General features: G+C 42.4%; 21 protein-coding genes and 2 pseudogenes. 15 read left to right on the forward strand and 8 right to left on the reverse strand.

What is annotated here, in order from left to right; genetic code table 11:
- Positions 1-60: 60 nt before the first annotated feature.
- Positions 61-636 carry a Uma2 family endonuclease gene (locus H6G86_RS16950; protein ID WP_190935292.1) on the reverse strand — a complete coding sequence of 192 codons (576 nt, stop codon included), beginning with the start codon at positions 634-636 and terminating at the stop codon, positions 61-63.
- A 168-nt stretch (positions 637-804) separates the two neighbouring features.
- Positions 805-1,797 carry a phenylalanine--tRNA ligase subunit alpha gene (gene pheS / locus H6G86_RS16955; RefSeq protein ID WP_190935293.1) on the reverse strand — a complete coding sequence of 331 codons (993 nt, stop codon included), beginning with the start codon at positions 1,795-1,797 and terminating at the stop codon, positions 805-807.
- Positions 1,798-2,162: 365 nt separating this feature from the next.
- Between pheS and surE the strand changes: the two genes are divergently transcribed.
- The 10 genes and pseudogenes from surE (at position 2,163) to H6G86_RS17000 (ending at position 13,743) form a co-directional block, all read left to right on the forward strand.
- Positions 2,163-2,960 (forward strand): 5'/3'-nucleotidase SurE, encoded by a 798-nt coding sequence (gene surE / locus H6G86_RS16960; RefSeq protein WP_190935360.1) that lies wholly within the window; start codon positions 2,163-2,165, stop codon positions 2,958-2,960.
- Between the two features lie 287 nt (positions 2,961-3,247).
- Complete coding sequence (locus H6G86_RS16965) at positions 3,248-4,144, forward strand: MBL fold metallo-hydrolase (RefSeq protein WP_190935294.1); 897 nt, start codon at positions 3,248-3,250, stop codon at positions 4,142-4,144.
- A gap of 668 nt (positions 4,145-4,812) precedes the next feature.
- Complete coding sequence (locus H6G86_RS16970) at positions 4,813-5,892, forward strand: bifunctional riboflavin kinase/FAD synthetase (protein WP_190935295.1); 1,080 nt, start codon at positions 4,813-4,815, stop codon at positions 5,890-5,892.
- Positions 5,893-6,002: 110 nt separating this feature from the next.
- Entirely contained in the window at positions 6,003-6,911 is a 909-nt protein-coding gene (locus tag H6G86_RS16975; RefSeq protein ID WP_190935296.1) for an AAA family ATPase, read from the forward strand.
- Positions 6,912-7,403: 492 nt separating this feature from the next.
- Positions 7,404-8,015, forward strand: coding sequence for a diheme cytochrome c (locus H6G86_RS16980; protein ID WP_242064843.1), 612 nt, complete (start codon positions 7,404-7,406; stop codon positions 8,013-8,015).
- Between the two features lie 319 nt (positions 8,016-8,334).
- A complete protein-coding gene (secA, locus tag H6G86_RS16985) occupies positions 8,335-11,127 on the forward strand; it encodes a preprotein translocase subunit SecA (RefSeq protein WP_190935297.1) in 2,793 nt (930 codons plus the stop codon).
- Between the two features lie 104 nt (positions 11,128-11,231).
- Complete coding sequence (locus tag H6G86_RS16990; protein ID WP_190935298.1) at positions 11,232-11,690, forward strand: retroviral-like aspartic protease family protein; 459 nt, start codon at positions 11,232-11,234, stop codon at positions 11,688-11,690.
- A 269-nt stretch (positions 11,691-11,959) separates the two neighbouring features.
- The gene (locus tag H6G86_RS16995) at positions 11,960-12,811 is read left to right on the forward strand and encodes a basic helix-loop-helix domain-containing protein (RefSeq protein WP_190935299.1); all 852 of its coding nucleotides are present in this window, start codon (positions 11,960-11,962) and stop codon (positions 12,809-12,811) included.
- Positions 12,812-12,827: 16 nt separating this feature from the next.
- Positions 12,828-13,042 (forward strand): annotated as a pseudogene (locus H6G86_RS38710) (phosphotyrosine protein phosphatase); the annotation flags it as partial.
- The gene (locus H6G86_RS17000; protein WP_190935300.1) at positions 13,039-13,743 is read left to right on the forward strand and encodes a class I SAM-dependent methyltransferase; all 705 of its coding nucleotides are present in this window, start codon (positions 13,039-13,041) and stop codon (positions 13,741-13,743) included. The pseudogene H6G86_RS38710 and the gene H6G86_RS17000, both read left to right, overlap by 4 nt.
- Positions 13,744-13,780: 37 nt before the next feature.
- On the opposite strand, the gene H6G86_RS17005 is transcribed toward H6G86_RS17000, so the two are convergent.
- The 4 genes and pseudogenes from H6G86_RS17005 to H6G86_RS17020 form a co-directional block, all read right to left on the reverse strand.
- The gene (locus H6G86_RS17005) at positions 13,781-14,224 is read right to left on the reverse strand and encodes a hypothetical protein (protein ID WP_190935301.1); all 444 of its coding nucleotides are present in this window, start codon (positions 14,222-14,224) and stop codon (positions 13,781-13,783) included.
- A 189-nt stretch (positions 14,225-14,413) separates the two neighbouring features.
- A pseudogene (locus tag H6G86_RS17010) lies at positions 14,414-16,966 on the reverse strand (penicillin acylase family protein).
- 268 nt (positions 16,967-17,234) lie between these two features.
- On the reverse strand, positions 17,235-18,923 hold the full coding sequence (locus H6G86_RS17015; protein WP_190935302.1) for an NAD(P)H-quinone oxidoreductase subunit 4: 1,689 nt from the start codon (positions 18,921-18,923) through the stop codon (positions 17,235-17,237).
- Positions 18,924-19,094: 171 nt separating this feature from the next.
- Positions 19,095-19,814, reverse strand: coding sequence for a response regulator (locus H6G86_RS17020; protein WP_190935303.1), 720 nt, complete (start codon positions 19,812-19,814; stop codon positions 19,095-19,097).
- 589 nt (positions 19,815-20,403) lie between these two features.
- On the opposite strand from H6G86_RS17020, the gene H6G86_RS17025 reads away from it, so the two are divergent.
- Positions 20,404-21,498 (forward strand): hybrid sensor histidine kinase/response regulator, encoded by a 1,095-nt coding sequence (locus H6G86_RS17025; protein WP_190935304.1) that lies wholly within the window; start codon positions 20,404-20,406, stop codon positions 21,496-21,498.
- An 86-nt stretch (positions 21,499-21,584) separates the two neighbouring features.
- On the opposite strand, the gene psb35 is transcribed toward H6G86_RS17025, so the two are convergent.
- A complete protein-coding gene (gene psb35, locus H6G86_RS17030) occupies positions 21,585-21,794 on the reverse strand; it encodes a photosystem II assembly protein Psb35 (RefSeq protein WP_190935305.1) in 210 nt (69 codons plus the stop codon).
- Positions 21,795-21,954: 160 nt separating this feature from the next.
- Complete coding sequence (locus H6G86_RS17035) at positions 21,955-22,137, reverse strand: CsbD family protein (protein WP_012407712.1); 183 nt, start codon at positions 22,135-22,137, stop codon at positions 21,955-21,957.
- An 816-nt stretch (positions 22,138-22,953) separates the two neighbouring features.
- Here H6G86_RS17035 and H6G86_RS17040 point away from each other — a divergent pair.
- The 4 genes from H6G86_RS17040 (at position 22,954) to rpsU (ending at position 25,884) form a co-directional block, all read left to right on the forward strand.
- Positions 22,954-23,181, forward strand: a complete 228-nt coding sequence (locus H6G86_RS17040) for a hypothetical protein (RefSeq protein ID WP_190935306.1) — start codon at positions 22,954-22,956, stop codon at positions 23,179-23,181.
- A gap of 18 nt (positions 23,182-23,199) precedes the next feature.
- A complete protein-coding gene (locus H6G86_RS17045; RefSeq protein ID WP_190935307.1) occupies positions 23,200-24,819 on the forward strand; it encodes a tetratricopeptide repeat protein in 1,620 nt (539 codons plus the stop codon).
- 447 nt (positions 24,820-25,266) lie between these two features.
- Positions 25,267-25,587 (forward strand): RNA-binding regulator, encoded by a 321-nt coding sequence (rbp, locus tag H6G86_RS17050; RefSeq protein ID WP_012407715.1) that lies wholly within the window; start codon positions 25,267-25,269, stop codon positions 25,585-25,587.
- A 108-nt stretch (positions 25,588-25,695) separates the two neighbouring features.
- Positions 25,696-25,884, forward strand: a complete 189-nt coding sequence (gene rpsU, locus H6G86_RS17055; protein ID WP_012407716.1) for a 30S ribosomal protein S21 — start codon at positions 25,696-25,698, stop codon at positions 25,882-25,884.
- Positions 25,885-25,945: the final 61 nt, after the last annotated feature.

Genomic DNA, 25,945 nt, shown 5'->3' on the forward strand with positions numbered 1-25,945 from the left:
GGAATTATTGACTATATTTTACTCTAGGACGCTAGTCTTCTGCATATTTGAGATATTGCTTTATCCCGCGTTGAGTACTTGTTCTACAGTTAGTTGTAATTCTGGGAAAATAGTAGATGCGATCGCACTGTTTCCTGTAAATCTAGTTTCTTCATAAAACCCGTCAACTAATATCAGTACGGTAACTGTATTTATTTGTGGATCAACAATCCAATATTCAGCAATTCCCCTTGCGGCATACTCGGAACGTTTGTAGCGATAGTCCCGGTCTTCGTTAGCTTTGCCAGGAGAAACAACTTCGACAACTAAAGCCGGAGGTGGCATATCCAGGGTAATTGTGGATCGCGTTGCACCTTCAAAGACTGTTGCAAGTTCATCCGTCAGCACAACTAAGTCAGGAATGCGAGTTGTCGCACGAGAACCAGCAACAACAATTTCAACTTTGTTACTTAACCGATTGACTGGGACGAACTTGAGGAAATTTACCAGTAAAAATAGAGATATCTGGACATTTTTTGGGCTTTCGGGTGGCATAGCAACTAACTCACCTGCCACCAGTTCATACTGGCTATCCGTGCGATCGTCATACTTCAAATATTCCTCAAGCGTTAGACGTTTGCCAGTAATTGCAGTCATATCACGTCAACAGAAGTTACGTATTGATAGTTTACCAAATTCATCAATTATGATTTATTATTTAAAACCACAGATAATTCATGAGTAATTATCTGTGGTTAAATTTTCATCCAATTGACTTTTGCAAGAGATTTAGTAAACGCCTGATTATTTACAGCGATCGCTTCCCTAAAATTGTTGCAAAAATCTCAAATCACTAGCATACAACCGACGAATATCATCGATTTGGTGTAACACCATTGCAAAGCGTTCTACACCAAAACCGGCAGCAAACCCTGTATAAACTTCTGGGTCGTAACCCACAGACTTAAGTACATTTGGATCGACCATACCGCATCCCATCACTTCCAGCCAGCGACCATTCCACTGCAAATCCACTTCAGCAGAGGGTTCAGTAAATGGGAAATAACTGGCGCGGAAGCGAATAGGTAAATCGCCAAATATTGCTTGTAAAAATACTTTAATTGTGCCCTTGAGGTCAGTAAAAGTTAGTCCCTCATCAATAGCTAAAAGTTCTATTTGATGGAAAACTGCTGAGTGAGTCGCGTCTACATTATCTCGCCGATAAACTCGCCCTGGAGCCACAACCCGAATGGGTGGTTCTTCTCTTTCCATGTAACGAATTTGCACTGATGAGGTATGAGTACGGAGAAGATTACCATCTGGGAGGTAGAAGGTATCCTGCATATCACGGGCGGGGTGATCTGGTGGGGTGTTGAGAGCCTCGAAATTATAGTAATCTGTTTCCATCTCTGGCCCTTGAGCCACGGTGTAGCCCATACCAACAAAGATATCCAGCGCCCGGTCAATAATTCCATTGAGGGGATGAATGCGACCTTGGGGGCTGTAAATTCCCGGCATAGTAACATCCAGAGTTTCCGCCTCTAGCTGTACCTGAATTTGAGCGGCTTCGAGGGCGGCGCGTTGCTGGTCTAGACTAGTTTGCAGGGATTCTTTAACTGTATTGGCGATCGCTCCAATTTTTGGTCGTTCCTCTGCACTCATTTGCCCCATACTTCGCAACAGTGCCCCCAGTTCCCCTTTTTTACCCAGATAGTTAACTCTGAGTTCCTCTAGACGTTCTAGGGTGTCGGCGGCTGCGATCGCTTTTTCTCCTTCTTGCCGCAGTGCTAAAAGTTGAGCTTCTAAATTGCTAGTCATTAGTTATTAGTCATTGGTCATTAGTCATTAGTCTATAGTCAAAAGCTGTGAATCGGTCGATAAATAAACTTACAGTCATACCATTAACATCAGCTAAAGGTAAGGGTTGAAACCAAATCTCTGTTTATCAGTTATAGACGATTGGGCTAGTCTAGCAGGCACGTAAATCCAGCTAACATCTTACTTAACCAGACTTGAAGATTGAGCAACTTGTCTTAAAGGTAGGCAAAATTCCGCCACACTGTCTAGTGAGTATAAATATTTTTTTTGCTGCTTGTGACCTCAGACATTGACAAATGGCTAATAACAAATAACTAATAACTAATGACCAATGACTAATGACCAATGACCAATGACCAATGACTATGAAATTACTAATTAGCAACGACGACGGCGTTTCTGCTTTGGGGATTCGTACCCTAGCCAACTACTTGGCAGAAGCAGGTCATGATGTTAGTGTAGTTTGCCCGGATCGAGAGCGATCGGCAACTGGACATGGATTAACTCTCCACCAACCCATTCGTGCCGAAATTGTGGAATCAATTTTTCATCCTGCTGTCAAAGCTTGGGCTTGCGATGGTACGCCTTCAGATTGCGTCAAATTGGCGCTGTGGGCTTTGCTAGATACTCCTCCCGATTTGGTTCTCTCTGGCATTAATCAAGGTGCAAATTTGGGAACTGAAATCTTGTATTCTGGCACTGTTTCGGCGGCAATGGAAGGTCTAATTGAAGGTATTCCCAGCGTGGCCCTAAGTCTTATTAGTCATACATCTAAAGACTTTCAACCTGCTGCTAAGTTTGCCAAAATTCTCGTAGACCAGTTAGCCCAAAAACCTCTACCAGATTTAATGTTGCTCAACGTTAATATTCCTGCGGTCAAATGGGAAGAAATTGCCGGAGTTACTCTCACCCGTCAAGGCCTACGGCATTACATTGATGTGTTTAATAAACGAGTTGATCCCCGTGGAAAAACGTACTATTGGTTAACCGGAGAAGTAGTTGAGGATGTGGAACCTCCAACTGGATTAAATCTGCCTCAAAATGTACCAACAGATGTGCAAGTTGTACGTAAAAACTACATCAGTATAACTCCGTTACAATACAATCTAACTTACGCAACTGGACTAGAGAAATTGTCTGATTGGGAATTCAATTTTCCCTGAATCATTTGATTTATCAGGACAAAACTGGAGTTATTCAAATGCATCAGAGAAAAATGTAGGCTATAACGTAGGGGCACTCTTGAAATAACCGATACACATTCACCCCAAAAGCTAGAAAATTCTCCCTGAGAGTATTTCATCCACATTTACACAATCAGCCAGAAACAGGGTATGCTGTTTTACCAAGAAATCTTCCCTCTAATACAATCGGTGAGACAGCATAGACTTAGACAATTTAAGTAGTAATTTTTCCAGTTATCGCCCGCTCAGTCCAGCAAGCAACACCCATGTCTAGGATAGAGAATCAATTTACCGTACAATTTTGGGGCGTTCGCGGCAGCATCCCCAGTCCAGGGCCACACACCGTTCGCTACGGCGGTAATACCCCTTGCATATCAATGCAAGCGGGCGATAAACGCTTAGTTTTCGATGCTGGCACAGGACTACATGTTTTAGGGCAATCTTGGTTGCGCCAAATGCCGTTAGAAGGTCACATATTTTTTACTCACTCTCACTGGGATCACATGCAGGGTTTTCCCTTCTTTACCCCAGGATTTGTCAAGGGAAATGACTTTCATATCTACGGCGCGATCGCACCTGATGGCTCGACCATAGAGCAGCGCCTCAACGATCAAATGTTACACCCGAACTTTCCCGTACCCTTGCAGATTATGCAAGCAAATTTAAAGTTCTACGACATTCGACCAGGGCAACCAATCCACATCGATGACGTTACCGTAGAAACAGCACCTTTAAACCATCCAGGAGAAGCCGTAGGATACCGTGTCAACTGGCGTGGTGGTGCTGCTGCTTATATTACTGATACCGAACATTTTCCTGACCGACTCGATGACAATGTGCTTTGGCTATCTCGTAATGCTGATATTCTGATTTACGATTCCACCTACACAGATGAAGAATACCACTCCCCAAAAACCCCAAAAATTGGCTGGGGACATTCTACCTGGCAAGAAGCGGTGAAAGTGGCACAAGCTGCTAACGTCAAAACTTTGGTAATTTACCACCACGACCCCGCCCACAATGACGACTTTTTGGATTGTGTAGGGCAACAAGCCTCTGAGAAATTTCCCGGTGCTATTATGGCACGGGAAGGAATGGTACTTCAGATTCCTACCTCAGTAGCCTTATCAGAATCTTTTCCTGTTAGTAAGTTTTCTACCTAAAGATTGCGATCACAGGAATAGGAGATTTTAGATTAGATTGGTGATCAGAAGCTTTCAGCGCGAGAGCGTACCTGTTGGCTGCAAGGTGAGACAGCGCTGCCCAGAGTTGTCACGCCAACCATAGGATAAGGGCGACAACAGGAGGATAGACTTTATAGATTCACCAACACAGCCCAGGCACCCACAAGACCCTCTCTTGCGGCTGAATGAGGTTTTACCTCGTTGCAGTCTCAACAAGGAACTAGAGCCTTTTTAGCTCTGGTATTTGGGGTATCTGGAATTAGCAATTAGCTGTCAACCAATTTTGGATTTTGGATTGAAACAGACAAACAGTCTTCTCTGCGAGACGCTCCGCGAACGTCCCGCTACAAAGTTCGGGTATTAGTTCTGAAGATTTTGGATTTGTTCTGCCTATTAAGAGCGAGGAATGAACCAAAAAATAAAAATCTAAAATCTAAAATTAGTAGTCAAGCTGATGGCATAAGATCCCATCTGGGGCTACTTCCCGTGGATTAAGCTTTTGGCTGATAGCTAAAAGGGGTGGCATCAACACCCTGGCTAATCGCACAAGACCTCATGGGCAGTTGGTGAATGTCCTCCTCAAGGCGGTTTACCATAAGGTAGCTTCCTACTGATAGCTAAAATAAACCTAAAATCTCAGAATCCACGTGCTAAATTTGTCTCAAAATGGGTGTTCTGTGTGGGTTGCTTCTTCGAGCGAAGGGCTGCTAACGCCGACTGCTGTTGCCCTTGGAAAGTTTGATGGTGTTCATCTTGGTCATCAAAGGGTAATTCAACCAGTCTTGCACCCTGGCGATCGCTTGTCAGTAGCCAGTAGTCCCCATTCAAAGGAAAATCAACAACTAACAAATCAAAAATATACCTACTCAACAGTTGTCACCTTTGACCCCCATCCACAGGAATTTTTTACGGGGCAACCCCGGACATTGTTAACGCCACTGGATGAAAAAGTCCAACAATTGCGATCGCTTGGGGTAGAACAACTAGTATTACTACCTTTTGACAAAGAATTATCTGCTTTGACCCCCGAAGAATTCGTCCAAAAAATTCTCGTCCAGCAACTGCAATGCCAGCGAATTAGCATCGGGCAGGATTTTTGTTTTGGCGAAAAGCGCAGTGGCACTGCTAAAGATTTGCAATTAATCGCCGCCAAACACAATATCCCCGTTACCATCGTTCCCTTACAAACTTATACAGGTGACTCGCCCACTCAAAGCAGTTGCGTTAGTACTAATCCAACTCAAGATGCCCGCATTAGCACTTCATTGATCCGCCAAACCCTTGAGCAAGGCGACATCGAAAACGCAAATTTACTACTAGGTCGCCCCTATACTCTCTTTGGTGTTGTGGTTCAAGGTCAACAATTGGGTAGAACAATTGGCTTTCCCACCGCCAATCTCCAACTACCAAAAGAAAAGTTTTTGCCCCGCCAAGGAGTTTACGCTGTCCGTGTTTTTACTCTTAGTGAAACATCAGATGCTCCTTCTAGTGAGAGCTTGGGCGTAATGAACATCGGCAACCGCCCAACTGTAAATGGTACTTATTCATCTGCGGAAGTACATTTATTCGATTGGTCTGGTGATTTGTATGGCAAAAAACTGGCTGTGGAACTAGTTAAATTTTTGCGCCCTGAACAAAAATTTCCTTCTCTAGAAGCCTTAAAAACACAAATTCAACTTGACTGCGTTGTTGCTAAAGAAGTTTTGAGTGCTGAGTGGGAACAATAGATAGGGCATCGGGGATGGGCTGAAAAGGCAGAGGGAAAGAAATTCCTAATCCCCATTCCCCATTCCCCATTCCCCATTCCCCATTCCCCATTCCCCATTCCCCCCGCTCCATGAGAGAAAAAATTGACGCTTTAACACAAAATCTGGCTCTTACCATTGTTGGCAAAGCTGAGGCAATACGCTTAGTGCTAGTAGCCTTCCTCGGTGGTGGTCATGCCCTGCTAGAAGATGTTCCTGGTGTTGGTAAAACCCTACTTGCTAAATCTCTAGCTCGTTCACTGGATGGTAAGTTTCAACGCCTACAATGTACCCCCGATTTACTGCCAACTGATATTACTGGCACTAACATCTGGAACCCAAAAAGCGGCGAATTTACTTTTCTTCCTGGGCCAGTCTTTACCAATATTCTCTTAGCTGACGAAATTAACCGCGCTACACCTCGCACTCAGTCAGCTTTGCTGGAAGTTATGGAAGAACATCAGGTAACAGTTGATGGTGTCTCTCGTCCAGTTCCCCAACCCTTCTTTGTCATCGCTACTCAAAACCCGATCGAGTATCAAGGTACTTTTCCCTTGCCGGAAGCGCAAATGGATCGGTTCATGTTGTCGCTGAGTTTGGGCTATCCTTCGGAGGCAGAAGAACTCCTGATGCTGCAAAATCTCCAAAATGGTGTGAAGGTTGCTGATTTGCAGCCTTGTATTACCTTGGCAGAAGTACAGGAATTGCGTTACCTCTGCTCTCAAGTAAAAGTGACTACTTCTTTGCAACAGTACATTCTCGAATTGGTACGGGCAACACGCCAAGATGAAGAAATCGCCCTTGGTGTCAGTCCGCGTGGCACATTAGCATTACAACGGGCTGCCCAAGCACTCGCTTTTCTATTAGGGCGTGATTATGCCATTCCCGATGATGTGAAGTTTCTCGTTCCTCACGTTCTTTGCCATCGCCTTATTCCTAGAGGAGGACGCAACGCTAGAACTGTTGTTGAGCGATTATTGCGATCGGTTTCTATTCCTTAAGGTAAAAAAGGTAGATAAGGGTTGTTTCTCAATCTTGGTCTAATTGCTTTCTCTTGAAATACTACTAACAGAATCTGAAATCCAATGCAACCCTTATTAAAGGAAGGGATAGACTTAAATTCCCTTCTCTTGCTTGGATTTCAAATGTTAGAATTTCCTACAAAATAAGATAGAAAACAAATTAGTGAGTTATGAAACAGGATTGATGCAGAAACTACAAGTATTTTGCTATTGACGGATCGAAGAGATATTAGTGCAAATTAAATCTAAGATATTTTGGCTGATTTTTTTATTGAGTCAGGTTAAAACTACCAAGATATTTTTCGTTACATAGCCAGGGGTGTGCCACTGTAATTAATCTTAAGAGATGTATAAACGTAGAGCTGCTTGCCATTACTAAAACTACTTACACAAAATTTGAAACACTACCAATACTGCGTAAGTCCTATGATTAGCACAAGCGCCACTTTTAAATATCTGGGAATGTGAGGAATGTCAATTTTTGTTAAGCGCAAAACCCGCGATGAGCTACGCTCTGCCCGAAGCGATGCCTACGGCGGGCTACGCCAACGCCAAGCGTTACAGCAAAGTGCCGAACGCCAATTCAAACGCCAATTTTTCGGTTTACTTCTGGTAATTGTAACGTGGAGCCTAGCTATGGGCTGGCTTCTCGCCTTGGCAACTAATGCCCACAGTGCTACTCCCCCCGTCGAAATTGGTACTGTTGACGTAGTACCCGCCCAGTACCAACTGGGGCAAGAGCTGTATTTGGAAAACTGCTCCACCTGCCACATTGCTTTACCACCAGCCGTTTTACCCACCCAAACTTGGAAAAATCTCCTGCAAGACTCGCAGCACTACGGCGCACAACTACAGCCTTTGGTCGATCCGCCGCGCATTTTGGTGTGGAAATATCTTTTAACTTTCTCGCGTGTGCAGCGAGACGACGAAGAAACACCCTATCGCCTCAGTAACTCGCGTTATTTCAAAGCTTTACATCCAGGAGTTAAGTTACCACGTCCCGTCCAGGTTGGCAGCTGTGTCAGCTGTCATCCCAGCGCTAGCGACTACAATTTCCGCCGCCTGACAGCAGAATGGAAGTGAGGAGTAGAGACGCGATTAATCGTGTCTCTACAAAAGTTAGGAGTTGAAAAAATTCATAACTTATAACTCATAACTCTATTCCCCCACTCCTTCTCTGGCCCCATCTGGGGGCAAAATGATACTATGAAGAAAGACTAAATATAAGATAAGAGTTAAAACCAATCAGTTTACTAAATGATTGGCTAGTTTTTCTCCTGTTTTTGAGGTAATTCTCATTTGACACCCATCCACAACCAAGACGGTTGGGTTGGGTTAAATGTTTATAATCAATGCCGAACCTTTAATCCCCATCCCCCTTGATTCAGTTCTATAATCTGCCATGCTAAAACTTTTGTTGGGCGACCCCAACGCTCGTAAGCTTAAAAAATACCAACCTTCTGTTACTGAAATTAACCTTTTAGAGGAAGAAATTAAGGTTCTTTCCGATGAGGAGCTAAAAGGTAAAACCGTCGAATTTAAACAACGACTCGCCAAAGGTGAAGCCCTGGATGACCTTTTGCCAGAAGCTTACGCCGTTGTTCGGGAAGCAGGACGGCGAGTGTTAGGCTTGCGGCACTTTGATGTCCAACTCCTTGGCGGTATCATTTTGCACGTAGGGCAAATTGCCGAAATGAAAACTGGTGAGGGTAAAACACTCGTAGCAACCTTACCAAGTTATTTAAATGCCCTGACTGGTAAAGGTGTACATGTGATCACCGTGAACGATTACCTAGCTCGTCGGGATGCTGAATGGATGGGACAGGTGCATCGGTTCTTGGGGTTGAGTGTGGGGCTAATCCAGTCAAGCATGACTCCCAGTGAACGCCAGAAAAACTACGATTGCGATATCACTTATGTCACCAACAGCGAGGTCGGCTTTGACTACCTGCGGGATAACATGGCGACATCGATGGCAGATGTGGTGCAACGTCCGTTCAATTATTGCGTAATTGACGAGGTAGACTCAATTTTAATTGATGAGGCGCGGACACCTCTGATTATTTCTGGGCAGGTGGAAAGACCTACAGAAAAGTATCTGCAAGCTGCTGAAATAGCATTCACGCTCAAAAAAGACGAGCATTATGATGTAGATGAAAAAGCTCGTAACGTGCTATTGACAGATGAAGGCTTTGCGGAAGCCGAAAATCTTTTGGGAGTCACAGATTTATTTGACCCAGAAGATCCTTGGGCACACTTCGTTTTCAATGCGATTAAAGCTAAAGAACTTTTCCTCAAGGATGTAAATTACATCGTCCGCAATGGGGAAGTAGTAATTGTAGATGAATTTACCGGTCGGGTATTACCTGGACGGCGTTGGAGTGATGGTCTACACCAGGCTATTGAAGCTAAAGAACACGAAGAGATTCAGCCAGAAACTCAAACTCTAGCGACAATTACTTATCAAAATCTTTTCTTGCTGTATCCAAAATTGGGTGGAATGACCGGAACAGCAAAAACGGAAGAACCAGAATTTGAAAAAATTTACAAACTGGAAGTTGCGGTAATTCCTACCAACCGTGACAGAAGACGCGAAGACTTGTCTGATATGGTCTTTAAGACAGAACCGGGCAAGTGGGGTGCGATCGCCAAAGAATGTGCGGAAATGCACGAACTCGGCAGACCTGTATTAGTGGGAACCACTAGTGTAGAAAAATCCGAACTTCTCAGCCGATTGCTGAAACAGCTAGAGATTCCCCACGAATTACTCAACGCCAGACCGGAGAATGTCGAGCGTGAAGCGGAAATCGTCGCTCAAGCTGGACGCAAAGGTGCTGTTACTATCGCTACTAACATGGCTGGTAGAGGTACAGACATCATCTTGGGTGGTAACTCCGAATATATGGCACGTTTGAAGCTGCGGGAATACTTTATGCCCCGCATCGTCATGCCAGAAGATGAAGATAGCTTTGGCGTTCAAAGACCAGCCGGATTGCCTACAGGACACGGTGGTGGTCAAGGCTTTGTCCCTGGCAAAAAAGTCAAAACTTGGCGGGCTTCACCAGAAATTTTCCCCACCCAATTGACAAAAGAAACAGAGAAACTACTTAAAGATGCAGTAGAAATTGCAGTACGAGAGTATGGCGATCGCAGTTTACCGGAACTGGAAGCTGAAGACAAGGTAGCTGTGGCTGCCGAAAAAGCTCCCATCGACGACCCTGTGATTCTGAAATTGCGGGAAGCTTACAACCGCGTTAAACAGGAATACGAACAATTTACTACCCGCGAACATGATGAGGTAGTGGGAATCGGTGGTTTGCACGTAATTGGTACAGAACGCCACGAATCGCGGCGGATTGATAACCAGTTGCGCGGACGTGCAGGTAGACAAGGCGACCCTGGAACCACGAGATTCTTCCTCAGCTTAGAGGATAACCTACTGCGGATTTTTGGTGGCGATCGCGTTGCTGGGTTAATGAACGCCTTCCAAGTGGAAGAAGATATGCCCATCGAATCTGGGATGCTTACCCGCAGTTTGGAAGGCGCACAGAAAAAAGTCGAAACCTACTACTACGACATCCGTAAGCAGGTATTTGAGTATGACGAGGTGATGAACAATCAACGTCGTGCTATTTACGCTGAACGCCGCCGGGTGTTAGAAGGTCAAGATTTGAAAGAACAGGTAATCAAGTACGCTGAAAAAACGATGGATGACATCGTTGATTACTACATCAACATAGACTTACCCTCCGAAGAGTGGGAGTTAGAAAAGTTGGTTGAGAAAGTCAAAGAATTCGTCTATCTGTTAGCAGACTTGCAGCCAAATCAATTAGAAGATATGACAGTCGGCGAGATTAAAGCCTTCCTCCATGAACAGGTGCGAATTGCTTACGACCTCAAAGAAGCGCAAATTGACCAAGTTCAACCCGGACTGATGCGCCAAGCTGAACGTTTCTTTATCTTGCAACGCATTGATACCCTGTGGCGGGAACACCTGCAACAAATGGATGCCTTGCGCGAATCAGTGGGATTACGCGGTTACGGTCAAAAAGATCCACTGATTGAGTATAAGAGCGAGGGTTACGAACTCTTCTTGGATATGATGGTCAACATCCGCCGAGATGTGGTTTACTCGTTGTTTATGTTCCAACCGCAGCCGCAGCAGATGATGCAGGCATCATCAGAGATGGTGTAAGTAGAGAATATCTCATGCAGAGACGCAGAGGCGCAGAGGCGTTTTTGCGTCTTTGTATTTTAAGGCATCTCTCAAAAATATTTTGTTTTCAGGAGTTTGCTGAAATGGGTAAGTTGATACTACCAAATCTTCAGGGTAAGCAAATGGGGCAAGTAATAGTTACCCTTACTGTCACGAATCGAATTGATCAAGTTTTGGCTCAACGAGGCTTTATTTCTTTGGGGGAAGTTCGCTCTTATACTCTGGATAATGTTTTAGTTGATACGGGTGCGACTTTGCTGTGTTTACCTGCTAGCATTATTAGTCAACTAGGTTTAGTCCAAGGTGGAGAAGCCCAGGTAGAGACTGCTGCTGGAGTGCAGCAGGGGCGAATTTTTCGCGATGTAGAACTAAGTATTGGAGAACGTCAAGGAACCTTTGATTGTCTGGAACTCACAGAAGTACCTTATGCCCTTTTGGGTGTAACGCCAATGGAAGTTTTAGGATTAGAACCAGACCTTAAAAATCGGAAGTTGCGGATTTTGCCGATGAATTCTGAGCAAACTTATTTGAGTGTATTGTAAGCGATCGCTTTACATTCAATATTAAAAAGATTGGATAACTTTAGTAGTGCTATCATTTCTCTTTGCTCAATGCACTTTAGGCAAACCTAATAAATTAAAATTTGTGAAAAAATGTGCTGTATTTCATCTTATAAGACTGTAGACTCAATGGTTTAACTCCTCACTTCACTAGACGATAGATTTAAGTATTAGCTATGATATGAGGCGTTATTTGTTCCCAGCAAACCAATCTTTTAATCACTACTAGGCGCATTTATCCAAAAAATAATATGGTTAATCGACGATACTATTCTACACGTACAGGCAAAAATCCAGACGCGGTTCGCTTCGATTTACCCATGCTTTGTCGTTTATTTCGAGATATATATTTGGAGTTTAGATCAAACGATTATTTTCAAGAGGCTTTCGGTTATGAATGCGTAGACGAGGGAGAAGTACCAGGTAAATTAGGAGGTGATATTGAAGCTCAAATGTTTAGAACTTTGCGAAAGCCTAACTTATGGCAGATCCAAGACAAGTGCGTAAATTATAGTGAAGACGATTTCTTCGATGTGATTGAATTATTACATGACTGGATATCAAAGCCTATTGATGGTTTCCATCACAGTTTTGCTAATTGTGGTTGGCACTATCATACATTTGATAAGAAAGGTGGTCAGAAAGAATTTAGAGATAAAATAAATGATATTATTTGCGACTATAAAGATGGTTATGAACTCTCTGAAAATGGTGAAATTTTAGAACTAGCAGAACAAGGGCTAGATTTACTTTTTGAGGCAGATTTACCTAGTTACGATCCAGAAAATGTTGAAAAAAGAGTAGAAACAGCTATTCTCAAATTTAGGCGATATCGTTCATCTCTTAATGACAGGCGTGACGCTATCAGAGACTTAGTAGATGTATTAGAGTTTCTGAGATCCAAAATTAAGCAGGTAATCACTTCTAAGGACGAGGGAGACTTGTTTAATCTCGCTAATAACTTTGGTGTCCGCCATCATAACGAACAACAGAAGACCAATTTTGATAAAGGTATTTGGTATAGCTGGATGTTTTATTATTATTTAGCAACAATTCATGCTTGTTTGAGGTTGATAGAGAAAGCCGAAGACAAAAATCCTTGATGAAGTTACTTAAGACGAAGTACCATTATCAACTGAAGCTATTCGATGGGCTGATATGATATTTGTGATGGAAAACCTCATAAAAGCAAGCTATCAAAAAATTTTCAGCCCTTTCTTAAAGATAAAAAAATTATCTGTTTAGATATACCAGATGAATATGAGTATATGGAACCAACTTTAATTGAGTTGTTAAAACAAAAAGTTCTACCAATATTAAAAATTAAAAAATGAATATTCAAGAAGCTTTTAATACTGCCGCAGTAGATTACGATAGCTTACGTCGGATTCTAATTCCCTGTTTTGATGACTTTTACAAAACAGCTGTTGAAATCATCCCAAGCGATGTCTACGACGGGCTACGCCTACGCACCGCACCGATAAAGGTTCTAGATTTGGGTGCTGGTACTGGACTTTACTCAGGTATGGTGCAATCTGTTTTCCCAAATGCAGAGTTCACCTTACTAGATTTAGCCCCTGAGATGTTAGAGAAAGCTAAGTTGAGATTTAGCAAAATGGGTAAATCTCCCAAAATCTTAATTGGTGACTACATTAAGGCTGATTTGGGTGATTCCTATGACGTGATAATCTCTGCCCTATCTATTCATCATCTTTCTGATTTTGACAAAGAACTTCTTTATCAACGGATTTATAATATCCTCAATCCTGGAGGGATATTTGTCAACGCCGACCAAGTTCTCGGCAAAACCCCTGATTTAGAAGAACTTTATCGTCAACAGTGGTTAGATTCTATCCATGCTAAGGGTATCTCAGAAGAAGATTTTAAAGCTGCACAAAAACGCATGGAATACGATCGCATGGCAACCCTTGAGATTCAACTTCACTGGCTAGAAGCGGCTGGGTTTAAAAATGTAGATTGCTGGTACAAAAATTTTAGCTTTGCGGTTTTTGGTGGTTATCGACCGACTATTTAAGCACTATTTTTGTAATCAAGATTCCATGCAGAATTGATTATTTAGCAGAACAGTAGCTATTAATTTCGTTAACTATTGAACTTTCTTCGGTACTACTTTTTTTCAGAGATACCAAAAAACCCTTTGCTGCTGGTAGATTCTTTTTATCTATAGCTCCTGCGGCATTATTCAATTCCTTGCTGATATTCTGATAGAGTGTGATAAAGCGCCCTTGAAAACCTTGCAACTTTTCATCTTTAATTTCGAGGGTTTTCATCTCTTGGGTAAGTGGATCTATCTTACCAGCTAGTTCAGTTAAAGCTTTAGAACCTTTTGCCGGATTGGGATTTTTACCAAATTCCTGACCGAGAGTAGATGCTTGATTAGCAACCTTGATGACTTTGTTACATTGGGCAACTTTACTTTCTCCACACCCTGCAAATAATAATGCGATCGCGGTAGTGACTGAAAACATAAAACTTTGTTTAAATACGCGTTGCATAAATCCTATTATCTCCAACTATGTTTTGGGAAAGTTGGGCAGCAGAATATAGATGGCGAATGAAAATAGTTTTTTCTAAAAATAATCTTGATTTCTGTTGCCCTGTTACTTTATACTTTATTTTTTCAACAACGTGTATGTAATTACACTTAAGTAGCAAAATTTAACATTCTCTATTAGAGTTGCACTTTATTCTTCCAATTTGGGAATTAACTTCAATGTCGCAGCAGTGTTATCTGTGACATTCTTTTGTTGCGACAACATCTGGTGATATTCAATATTGCGCCAAGAGTCAACCATATCGTTGTAGTGGTTATGGAAAGCATGGCCTGATTGTCCGGGTGTATGAATTGCAACTGAGTTATCCAAATTTCCCAAATCTACGATCATCCGCAGGGAAGGAATATCTGTCACCTCAAAGGATTTATTTGCTCTCCATCGGTTAGCATTCACTGTTTCGCCGTTACCAGCCGTCGCAAATGCACCACGATTAAATAAAGCTTCAATCGGTGCAACTCCAGATTTACCTAAAGTGGCATTACGGAAAGTAACAGTATGTAGTTTGCCCCAATTCCAGCTTTTCGGATCTTTGCTTTGAATCCGTTCTAGTTCATTCACGGCTTCTGTAAAGGATTGCCGCAAGATTTCGTCTCGGTTCTCAACTTTTGGGGTGTTGCGATTATCCCACCAAGAACTATTGGGCTGTTTTACCAAATTTGCTACTACAGCATACCAGCGATCGCCTCCATTGGGAAAGTATCTCTCAGGTAACTGATCGTGAAACGTGTCTCTTAGCAAGTGTTTCCAGAATACTTCAAACAAGGCAGCAGCCGATGATGTCATTCCCAACTGCAAATTCCAATCTTGCAAAAGTTTTTGGGCTGCTTGCAAGCGAGGGGTATCAACTGTGATAGATTGCAGTAGCGGTACTAATGTTTGTGCATTGAGATTGCGATCGTCACCCTGTATCTGCTGCACATCTTCTAGGGAAATCGGTTCGGTTTTTTGTGAAATCATCTCAACGATGCGCTGTGCCCGATAGCCATAAACCCAATCTGCGGTAATTAAATAAGGATATTTACGCATCGCTAAATTATTGGCAGTAGCAATATAGCCTTGAGACGGATTGAAACTTTTGGGTAACTTCTCAAAGTCAATATAGCCTTGCCATTCATAAGCATCTGTCCAACCAGGAACGGGATAACGCCCATTTCCCTTAGCTCGGATGGGGAACTTACCAGGCATTTGGTAGCCAATATTGCCATCAACGTCAGCGTAGACCAAATTTTGAGCCGGGACATCATAATTACTAGCAGCAGTGCGAAATTCTTGCCAGTTTTGGGCGCGATTGATTTGGGGAATGGCATACCCTAATTTGGAAGGTTCTAGGGCTGTCCAGCGCAAGGCTACGGCGTAGTTTTGCGGTATTTCTAAAAGCTGACTTGCCTGGAAATCCTTCAGATTGGGTGAAACATCAGAGAGAATCGGCCCATGTCGGGTATAGCGTACCGTTTGTACAAGCGGCTGACTCCCCGCAACTTGAATCGTCTCTTGCACGAGTTTCATATCAACCCATTTCCCATTTACCTCATACTGATTGGGATTTTTGGGATTGATTTTCTCGATGTATAAATCCATCACATCAGATAGTACATTAGTTACACCCCAGGCAATGCGATCGCTATGACCGATAATTACCCCAATCATTCCCGCAAAGGAAAAGCCTGTAACGTTGTATGGACATTCTGCACTCTTAGATATGCAGTGCAAACCAACCTCGTACCATATAGAGGGTATTTGCACACCTAAGTGTGGGTCATTTGCCAAAATTGGCTTACCTGTATCCGTAAGCTCACCGGATATCACCTAGTTATTGGAACCAATGCCTATTCCCGTAGTCCCTATGAGTTGTTCCAAAGCCATCATCGGCTTGGTAATTGACTCTATTAACTCCTCAATACCAAAGGCGGTGAATTGTGTCTCGTCAGAATTTTCATCCTCTCCTGTTTTGCCTTTTTGGAACTCAGGTAAAATCGCTGGCAAGTCTTGAGGATAAGGTGGATAAAGTTCCTCTATTTGAGTGGGAGTAAGGGTTTTAAGTAGTATGGCACGTTCAACTTCACTCTGAAAATTTGTACCCAAATCGTAAGCCATCACTTTCCCCCAAGTCAGAGAATGCAATATTTGCCAAGGTTCTGGCTTATACCCAGGATTGAGGAATTTTAGCACAGCGTATTCTAGACTCAGGGCGTTACCTTGATGCTCTTTCAGATAAGCATTGACACCATCTGAGTATGCTTCCAGGTATGCCTTCATCTCTGCATTAATTTCTTGAATTTCTTGCTGCGCTACCCTCGCCCAACCCATTGTCCGCAGATATCTATCAGTGTCAACCTGAGAGGAACCAAACATTTCTGAGAGTCGCCCAGAACCGATGTGTCGCCAAAAATCCATTTGCCAAAAACGGTCTTGGGCGTGGATGTAACCTTGCGCCATAAATAAATCGTGAGAGTTGGCAGCATAAATGTGGGGAATTCCCCATTTATCGCGCTGGACGGTTACTTCAGCTTTGAGTTGAGGTAGTTGAATTATGCCACTCTCTTGCGGAAAGGATTGGCGTACAGTGTAGGTGGCGAATCCCACTAACAATAGCCCCAGCACTAACAGCACAATTAAAATTCGTTTGAGAATCCGAGGAAACCAACGTTTCCTGAAGTTTTTTATTTGGGCTTGCAGTGGCATTGTTTAGTGAAATTACGCTATGTTACAACGTTGATATTACAGTAGAGCGAGCAATATTAATTTGATGCCCACAAAATTCTGGGGAAACTCATTTAAACAAGTTAGCTGGTTGAATAAAGAGGCAAGGGAGCAGGGGGCAGGGAGCAGAGGGAAAAGGGCATGAAAAAGAGACAAGGAAGAGGTGGGAGACGGAGAGACTTGTTCGGTATAATTCCCCCTTGTCCCCTGCCCCCTGCCTCTTCCTCGACAAGTCTATCGGTCAAAAAGCTTACTTCAAAGTTCCCAAAACGGGCGCTACCTCAACCTTGGAAACTGGCGGAACCAATAAACCCTGAGCATAAATCTGAGGATTTGTTTGCGAGACTATGGCATAAGACTGGCGAAGATTAGCATTGACTGCAACAGTCTTCACATCGTACATTTGCATCGCCATCTTGGGATAGAAACCAATACCAATAATCATCAGCAGAAAACAGGCAGCAATAAACACCTCACGGGGCCTAGCATCCTCGTAGACTGCATCTTCTGGCACGAGGCAGTCTGTACCAAAACAAACTGTTCCCTCATCTTCTTGATTTTCCAAGCCTGCATTATTAATGTCGCAGATGAGTGCTGCACCGTCACCATAAAATACCTCTCGCAGCATGGAAAGTAGATAGATAGGTGTAAGGATGACTCCAACTGCGGCTAGGAAAACCGTGACTGTGCAGAAAGTTGAACTGTAAACGTCACTGCTTGTCATACCAACAAATACCGATAGTTCGCCAGCAAAGCCGCTCATACCAGGAAGTGCTAGAGATGCCATCGCTCCAATTGTAAACAGGGCAAAGACTTTGGGCATGGCTTGACCAATACCGCCCATATCTTTCATTACCATTGTGTGGGTGCGATCGTAAGTAACTCCAGCTAAGAAGAACAGCACTGATGCAATTAAACCATGCGAAATCATCTGCAACATCGCACCGTTGATTCCCAAATCAGTGAACGACGCAATCCCAAGCAGCACAAACCCCATGTGAGAAATCGACGAATAAGCCAAACGCCGCTTCATATTCGTCTGAGCAAAGGAGTTTAATGCACCATAGATAATGTTGACAACACCCAGAATGGCTAGAACTGGCGCAAAGTAAATGTGTGCATCGGGGAGTAGCTCAAGATTCAGGCGAATTAGTCCATATCCACCCATCTTTAGCAATACACCAGCCAAAATCATCGATACAGGAGAAGATGCTTCGCCGTGGGCATCAGGCAACCAGGTGTGCATCGGGAAAACAGCAAGCTTGACACCAAATGCAATCAACAACCCTGCATAAAGTAGCAGTTGTAGACCAAGGGGATATTCTTTACTTGCAAGGGCAGTTATATCAAATGTCATATCACCGCCGCCGTATAACCCCATTGCCAAGGCTGCGACCAAAATAAATATAGAAGCAGCTGCGGTATATAACAAAAATTTCGTAGCCGCATAACGCCGTCTTTGTCCACCCCAAATGCAGACTAGTAGGTAGACGGGAATCAGCTCTACTTCCCACATAATGAAAAATAGCAGCAAGTCTTTGGCAACGAACACCCCTACTTGTGCAGAATACAGCACCAGCATCAAAAAATAGAAGAGGCGAGGACGGTGATCAACTTGCCAAGCCGAAAACATCGAGAGTGTGGTGACAAATCCTGCTAGTAGCACAAGTGGTACTGATAGTCCATCGACTGATACCGCCCAGTTCAGACCCAACTGAGGCATCCAGGCATAACTTTCTACCAATTGAAAACTAGCACTGCTGGCATCGTAATGTTTCCAAAAGGCGTAACACATCAAGGCAAAGTCTGCAATACCTACACCCAGTGCATACCACCGCACGAGCTTGCCATCTTTATCTGGCAGCGCAGGGATAAGCAAGGAAGCAACGAGTGGCAGCAAGACAATCGCGGTAAGCCAGGGAAATTGATCCGCTATCATGTATATGAGAAAAAATACTTATTTGGGATGATGTCATTGTACTAAACTTTGTAACAATTTCTTCATAAGTATTTATCCCAGTTAACCATAAATATTTGTCCCAGTTAACCGCTTTGACTCAAAGACAATTGACTTGAAAATGGCGACTGGGGAAGAAAGATTTTGAGTTGCTCACGGTACTAATCCAGCCCGCAAAGCACGGACAGCAGCCTGGGTACGGTCAGCAACACAGAGTTTATTGAGAATACCTCGAACATGAGTTTTTACAGTACCGACTGTTAAATATAGCCTTTTAGCAATTTCTGCATTGTCACACCCGGCGACAATCAACTCTAAAACATCCATCTCCCGGTGAGTTAAGGGATAGCTAACTATACTTTTCTCAACATCTGGATCAATACCTTCAATCAAAACTCTTTTTCCAGATGCCCCTTTGCTACCATCGGGAAAATCTTGACGTATTTGTTGTAGTACAAGGTCTGCGATCGCAGGATCAATCCATGAGCTACCTGCATAAGTCGTTTGCACAGCCTCAACTAGTTTCTCAGTTTCGATATCCTTCATGCAATAAGAATCTGCACCTGCTGCAAAAGCGGCCAAAACTGCCTGCTCGCTATTCTGCATCGTTAAAATTAGCAGCTTTGTGGTGTAATCTTCATTCTCTGCTTGATATTGCCTAAATGTGCGTGTTAGCTCAATACCATCCATGTCAGGCAAACCGATGTCAATAGTGGCAACATCAGGCTTGAGAGTTTTTAGAAGCTTGATGCCGTCGGCTGCATTAGCTGCTTCACCAACAATGTTAAACTCTGGCTGGGTTTGTAAGGCAGACCGTAAGCCGATTCTCGTAAGGTTGTGATCTTCGATCACGAGGATCTTGATTTCACTCATAGTTGCTTAATTTTACTGCTATCTATCTAGAGTACAGATTAAAATAATTTCGTTCTTCTATTCGGTATCTTATACAAAAAGCAATGCTTTTGGTATTTTTCCTGAACTTCATCTACCATTAGACATAAATAACTTTATCTTGGAAGTTTTTCTCAGGCAAGAGTTTCCATCTGGGAATATAATTCAATCAAAAAACATTTTTATACATTCACCAGATGATAGATGTTTTATGTTGGACAATTTTTCGCTGAAAATCCGCTAGCAATAAAGAGCCGATAACTATTAAATAATTGCCCTTGCAGTGGCTATGATAACGTAAATACAATAGATTAAGCGACCTTAACCTAAGATCCAGACACAAATATTGTTTGGAGAAGTAAACGAATAATCTACTCAGTAGGGACTACTAATATTAAACTAATCAATGCTATATTTGTGTCTTGAAACAGTATTTTTACTTAGAAGACAAGATACTCAATTCGGGAAATTTTAAAGGAAAATGTGAATCCTTAATAATTTCAGCGCTGGTAAAGTAAGCTATTACTAGATTTGCAAGGGATAGCCAAGCACTTCTTTTTTTTATTCAGCCATGTCTTTAACTAAAAGTGTCAAAAAAGATAAAATTCTCGCTGTCGATGATGTTTTTGACAATCTACTGGTCTTAGAAGCAGTCCTAGAAGATGAGGGCTATGAAATTAGCTTGGTGGAAGACAGCAAAATCGCTCTGGCTATGGTTGAGGAGTCACCACCAGACATCATTCTCTTAGATGTGATGATGCCAGAGATAGATGGCTATGAATTTACTCGACGCATCCGACAGAATCCGGCGTTGCCATTTATCCCTATTCTGCTGCTAACGGCTCACTATGAGTCTAGCGTTGTGGAAGGACTCGATGCTGGTGCAGATGACTTTATTCGTAAACCATTCGATCCTGATGAACTACATGCGCGAGTGCGATCGCTCTTGCGCCTCAAGCATAGCATCGACGAACGAGATCAGATGGCTAACCTGCGGGCAGATTTTGTCTCGCGTTTTACTCACGATTTACGTATACCGCTAGTAGCCTCCAACCGCGTCTTAAAATTATTGCTGGAAGGCAGGTTTTGCGAAGTTTCGCCACAATTGCAAGAAATCATTGATACCATGATTGGCAGTAATCAAGACCTGCTGGAAATGGTAAATACCTTGCTAGAAGTTTATCGTCATGAAGCGGGCTGTAAAACCTTAAAAATTTCTCCCTGCAATATTGAAGAACTAGTTAGTGAAGTTTCCCAAGAATTAACTCCCTTAGCTGAAGAAAAAGGATTAGTTGTAAATATAGAGCGAGATGAAACTGCAAGCACCGTCATGGGCGATCGCTTAGAACTGCGGCGAGTTTTAACAAATATTATTGGCAATGCTATCAAATTTACAGACAAAGGTTCTGTAGATATTCACTGCCATCTCACTCCAACAGATGTGACTATTGATATCCAAGATACGGGGCCGGGAATTTCTAAACAAGACCAGGCAATATTATTTGAGCGATTTCGCCAAGGTAAACACCAGCGATCTGGTAGCGGTTTGGGACTATATCTATCTCGCTGTATTATCGAAGCACATCAAGGAACAATTGATGTAACATCTGAGCCAGGGCAAGGTAGTACATTTACTATTCGTCTACCTGTAGCAGCCGACAATTAAAAGTGAGGAAATTTTAGAATAAAAAATAGTGTTCACAGACAAAAACCGTGAACACTAAAAGATGGGAGGAGTCAGGCAAAAAATTATTACTTATCAATTTCTGGAACAACATTGGGACGTTCTTTCTCTTCCCAACCTACAGGACGTTTGGAATTGTACCAAGCAATTGACCCTAGAGTAACAGAAGCGATAAAGCCCAATCCTAATAATGCTGTCAGCACAATAGAATAACTAGAATTACCTTGTGATGTTAAAGGAATGTCTGTTAAAAGATAGGTAAACAAAAGATTAATCATGAATCGACACCTTTTGAAAATCTATGAGAGGTTGCAAAATGTATTGTGAAATCGGTATTTTAAAAATTCCTAAAAACCAAGCTAAAAACAGATTTAATAGAGGAAGAAGGTTTAGTAAATAATTATTGAGCCTACACCTTCTTCCTAAATCAAGTTCAGCCTATTCTAAAGTCTTTTTTACTTCATCTTTGATATTTTCAGCAGTGTGACGAACTTGGGCTTCAGCTTGTTTAGCTTTACCTTCAGCTTTATCGTTAGGGTTGCCAGTTACTTCACCAACTGCTTCTTGTACTTTTCCTTCGACGTTCTTTGCAAAAGCCTTTGCTCTATCTTCGATACTCATATACTTTTTTCCTTATCTTAACTAGTGATTATTTATTGCTTGCTAAGAAAGCGTTGCAATGTTTATATATTACTTTTAGACAATTTTTAATTCTTCTATCTGACGATGTTTCTATTAAGAATATTTGTGTCCATTGTACATAGTTATTTAAAGGTTAAATTCATCTTGAAGAATTCAAGTAATATCCAAAAGATAGAAAGGATTTATTCTATGGTTCTATCTTCAGATAAAATCATTTGCTACTTTAGCTAGATAATGATGCAGATGTCTAGCCTAAATTAGCGGTTAAGAAATACTCAGAATGTGAAAACCGCAACTTAAGTTAGCAGTATTGCCGCACTAACAAGTAATTTATTATACTTTAAGCGCTTATAAACATCTGGCACAACAAAATAGTCGAGATATAAGAAAATATTCTAATACTGCTTACTTAAAGGGAAAAGGAGCGGAAGACTTGATATATAAGGCTTTTCCCCTTTAAGCTTTTCCTTTCCCCCAAAACTCAACGTTCCAAAAAAGTGGTGTTGTCACAAATCTTAGGCAGAAAGAAACATAATTTTTCAAATTTTAACTGAAGAGTAGTTTAGCTAGTGCAAGAAAGCAGAGAGAATTCTGTAGATTTTTCTGCGGCTTCCCGCAGGGTACGGAACTTCAAAGAGACAGCAGGAAAGAAAGCTTGATTTACAAACTTTTGTTACCTTTTAAACTGGATAGTTATTTATGCCATACCGCACTAGTAAAACTTGTAACTAATTTCTCACTAAAGACAGCAGGAACAAGTATTTACGTTTATTTCTATTTATCAAGGTATTTATTATGCAATCAAATTCTACTACTCAACCAACTTCTAACTCCCAATATGTAGATTCTCGGATACAAACTGATGTATCTGTTAACATTTTCATCGGATTTTCTATTTTGATTCCAATGATTGTGTTTGTAGGATTTAATATCTATAAGAAACACCGTGCTGCTGTTCTCAGTCAGCAAATTGCTTCATTAGAAAAACTGTGGCTTTTGAATATTAAGAAAAAAAGAGCTTGAAGAAAAACAATATAGACAATGAAGTACTTATTTATAATTTGGGTGCTTATACTCTCTTTAATCGCTCCTAATGCGGCGATCGCTCAAGCAAGACAACCCTACACCTTAATATCTGGACTTGGCGCAATCCACCATCCAGTTTCCACTACTAATGCTCAGGCGCAAGAGTTTTTCGATCAGGGATTAAATTTAATTTACGCTTTCAATCATGATGAGGCGGTGCGTTCTTTTCAACACGCAGCCAAACTCGATCCGCATTTAGCGATCGCATATTGGGGTATTGCTCTGGCTCTGGGCCCTAATATTAACTTAGAAATCGACCCCAATCGAGAATTAGCTGCTTACCAAGCAGTACAGCAAGCTTTAGCACTTTCCACCAAAGCATCTAACCAGGAACGAGACTACATTGCCGCCTTAGCAAAACGTTACTCCCAAGATCCTGGTGCAGACTTGTATCAACTAGCGGTAGACTACGCAAAAGCAATGGCAACCCTAGTTGAGCTATATCCTGATGATTTAGATGCGGCAACGCTTTATGCTGAAAGCTTGATGGATCTGCATCCGTGGCAGCATTGGACTAAAGATGGTAAGCCACAGCCAGATACAGAAAAAATTGTGGCTATTTTAGAATCTGTTCTCAAGCGTAACCCGAATCATACGGGGGCCAATCATTACTATATCCATGCGGTGGAAGCCTCGCCTTCCCCAGAAAGGGCCCTTGTGAGTGCCAAAAGACTAGGAACCCTAGCGCCAGCAGCAGGACACTTAGTACACATGCCTTCCCATATTTACTTTCGTGTGGGAGATTATGAAGGGGCAATGCAGGCAAACGAGCAAGCGATCGCTCAAGATGATATTTACATCAAAAAATATCAAGTCCAGGGTACTTACCCCATGATGTACTACAACCACAACGTACATTTTCTCATGGTGGCCAGCAGCATGGCAGGAAAATATGAAGATGCTCTCCAAGCCGCAGATAAATTAGTCGCAAATGCTACTGCTATAAACCCATATCTACCAATGCTTGAGGGATTCCTGGGTAGCAAAATGCTGATTCAGACACGCTTTAGTGACTGGGATGCCATCTTAAAAACTCCTGCTCCCGATGTTAAATTGCCTACTACTACAGCACTTTGGCATTTTGCTCGTGGTATGGCTATGGCTGCCACAGGCAAACTTGAAGAGGCAGCAAGTGAAAGTCGGGCATTACTTACCGCCAAGCAGGAAATTTCTACCGAAGCAACTATTGGATTCAGCCCCGCCAGTCGCATTTTAGACATTGCCTCAAAAGTTCTCGATGCCAAAATTGCTACAAAAAATAATGATTATGAATATGCAATTCAATTACTAGAAAAAGCGACAGTAGCAGAAGATGCACTCGATTACGTCGAACCACCAGACTGGTACTTTCCCACGCGGGAATCTTTGGGCGCTGTGCTTTTGGCTAAGGGTGATTATAAAGAGGCGGAGAAAGTCTTTCGTACCGATCTAGAAAAGTATCCCCATAATGGGCGTTCTCTATTTGGCTTACAGGCAACTTTGCAGGCATTAGGGAAAGAAGACGCTGCTCAAGTTGTCAAAGCCGACTTGCAAACAGCTTGGAAAGGTCAAGCAATTTGGGATTTTAGATTTTAGATTGGCCCCATACCTAGCGGGTTATCCAAAAAAGTACAAGCCAAAATAGCCTTTATTTGTTGCCTGACTTTGGCTTTCGTATTAAAATTTTGGAGTAATGCTTCATGGTTAATGCAGTCAAACATTCAATTCGGATATTCTAAAGATGTGCCCCTGTATGTCTGATTTCCTTTATCACCCTACAGAATTTATCTTCTTCCATTTCCAACCCTTTTTTGTGTTGGGCTGTACTTAGGGTAGCTGGGGCAGGCGATCGCGTAAATGCGATCGTATCACTGGTTAAATATCTACTGGATGCAGAGAGATGGCTCCTATGTCATCCTATATTTAGGAGAGTTAATTCAGTGACGTCTTTGATTTTAGTATTGAAAGGCTTTTCCTTTTAGTATTTACAGACTTCTCAGAGAAATTAAAATCTCTACACAGTGATGATTTTGGAGCGAATCGATGTCAATTTACGTAGGTAACCTCTCTTATGACGTTACACAAGAAGATTTAAGTGGTATTTTTGCAGAATATGGTACTGTAAAGCGAGTACAAGTACCTACTGACCGTGAAACAGGTCGTCCGCGAGGCTTTGCTTTTGTGGAAATGGGAACTGAAGCGGAAGAAACAGCTGCCATTGAAGCTCTCGACGGTGCTGAGTGGATGGGTCGCGACCTGAAAGTAAATAAGGCTAAACCCAAGGAAGATAGAGGTGATAGAGGTTCCTTTGGTGGAAACCGAGGAGGATACGGCGGTGGCGGCGGACGCGGCGGACGCTACTAACTTTGGAAACAAAAAAAATTTACCAATAGTCTTAAGGTCAGACAAACAACAGTCTGTCTTTTTTTTGTAATGTTCCCGCCTGATTAAGTCAACTTAGTAGGAGAAATAATGACCCAAGTAATTGTCGGTGACAATGAACACATTGAATCAGCCTTACGACGATTTAAGCGAGAAGTTTCCAAGGCTGGAATTTTTCCAGACATGAGAAAGCATCGTCATTTTGAAACACCCTTAGAAAAACGCAAGCGCAAAGAAGTCGCCAAGCACAGACAGAGTAAGAGAAGTTTTCGTAATTAAGGGCTGACATAGCTATAAAAGAAAACCTTCATAGATTCTATGAGGGTTTTCCTTTTGCCTA

It is taken from the genome of Nostoc sp. FACHB-133, assembly GCF_014698055.1.
Classification (GTDB): Bacteria; Cyanobacteriota; Cyanobacteriia; order Cyanobacteriales; family Nostocaceae; genus Nostoc.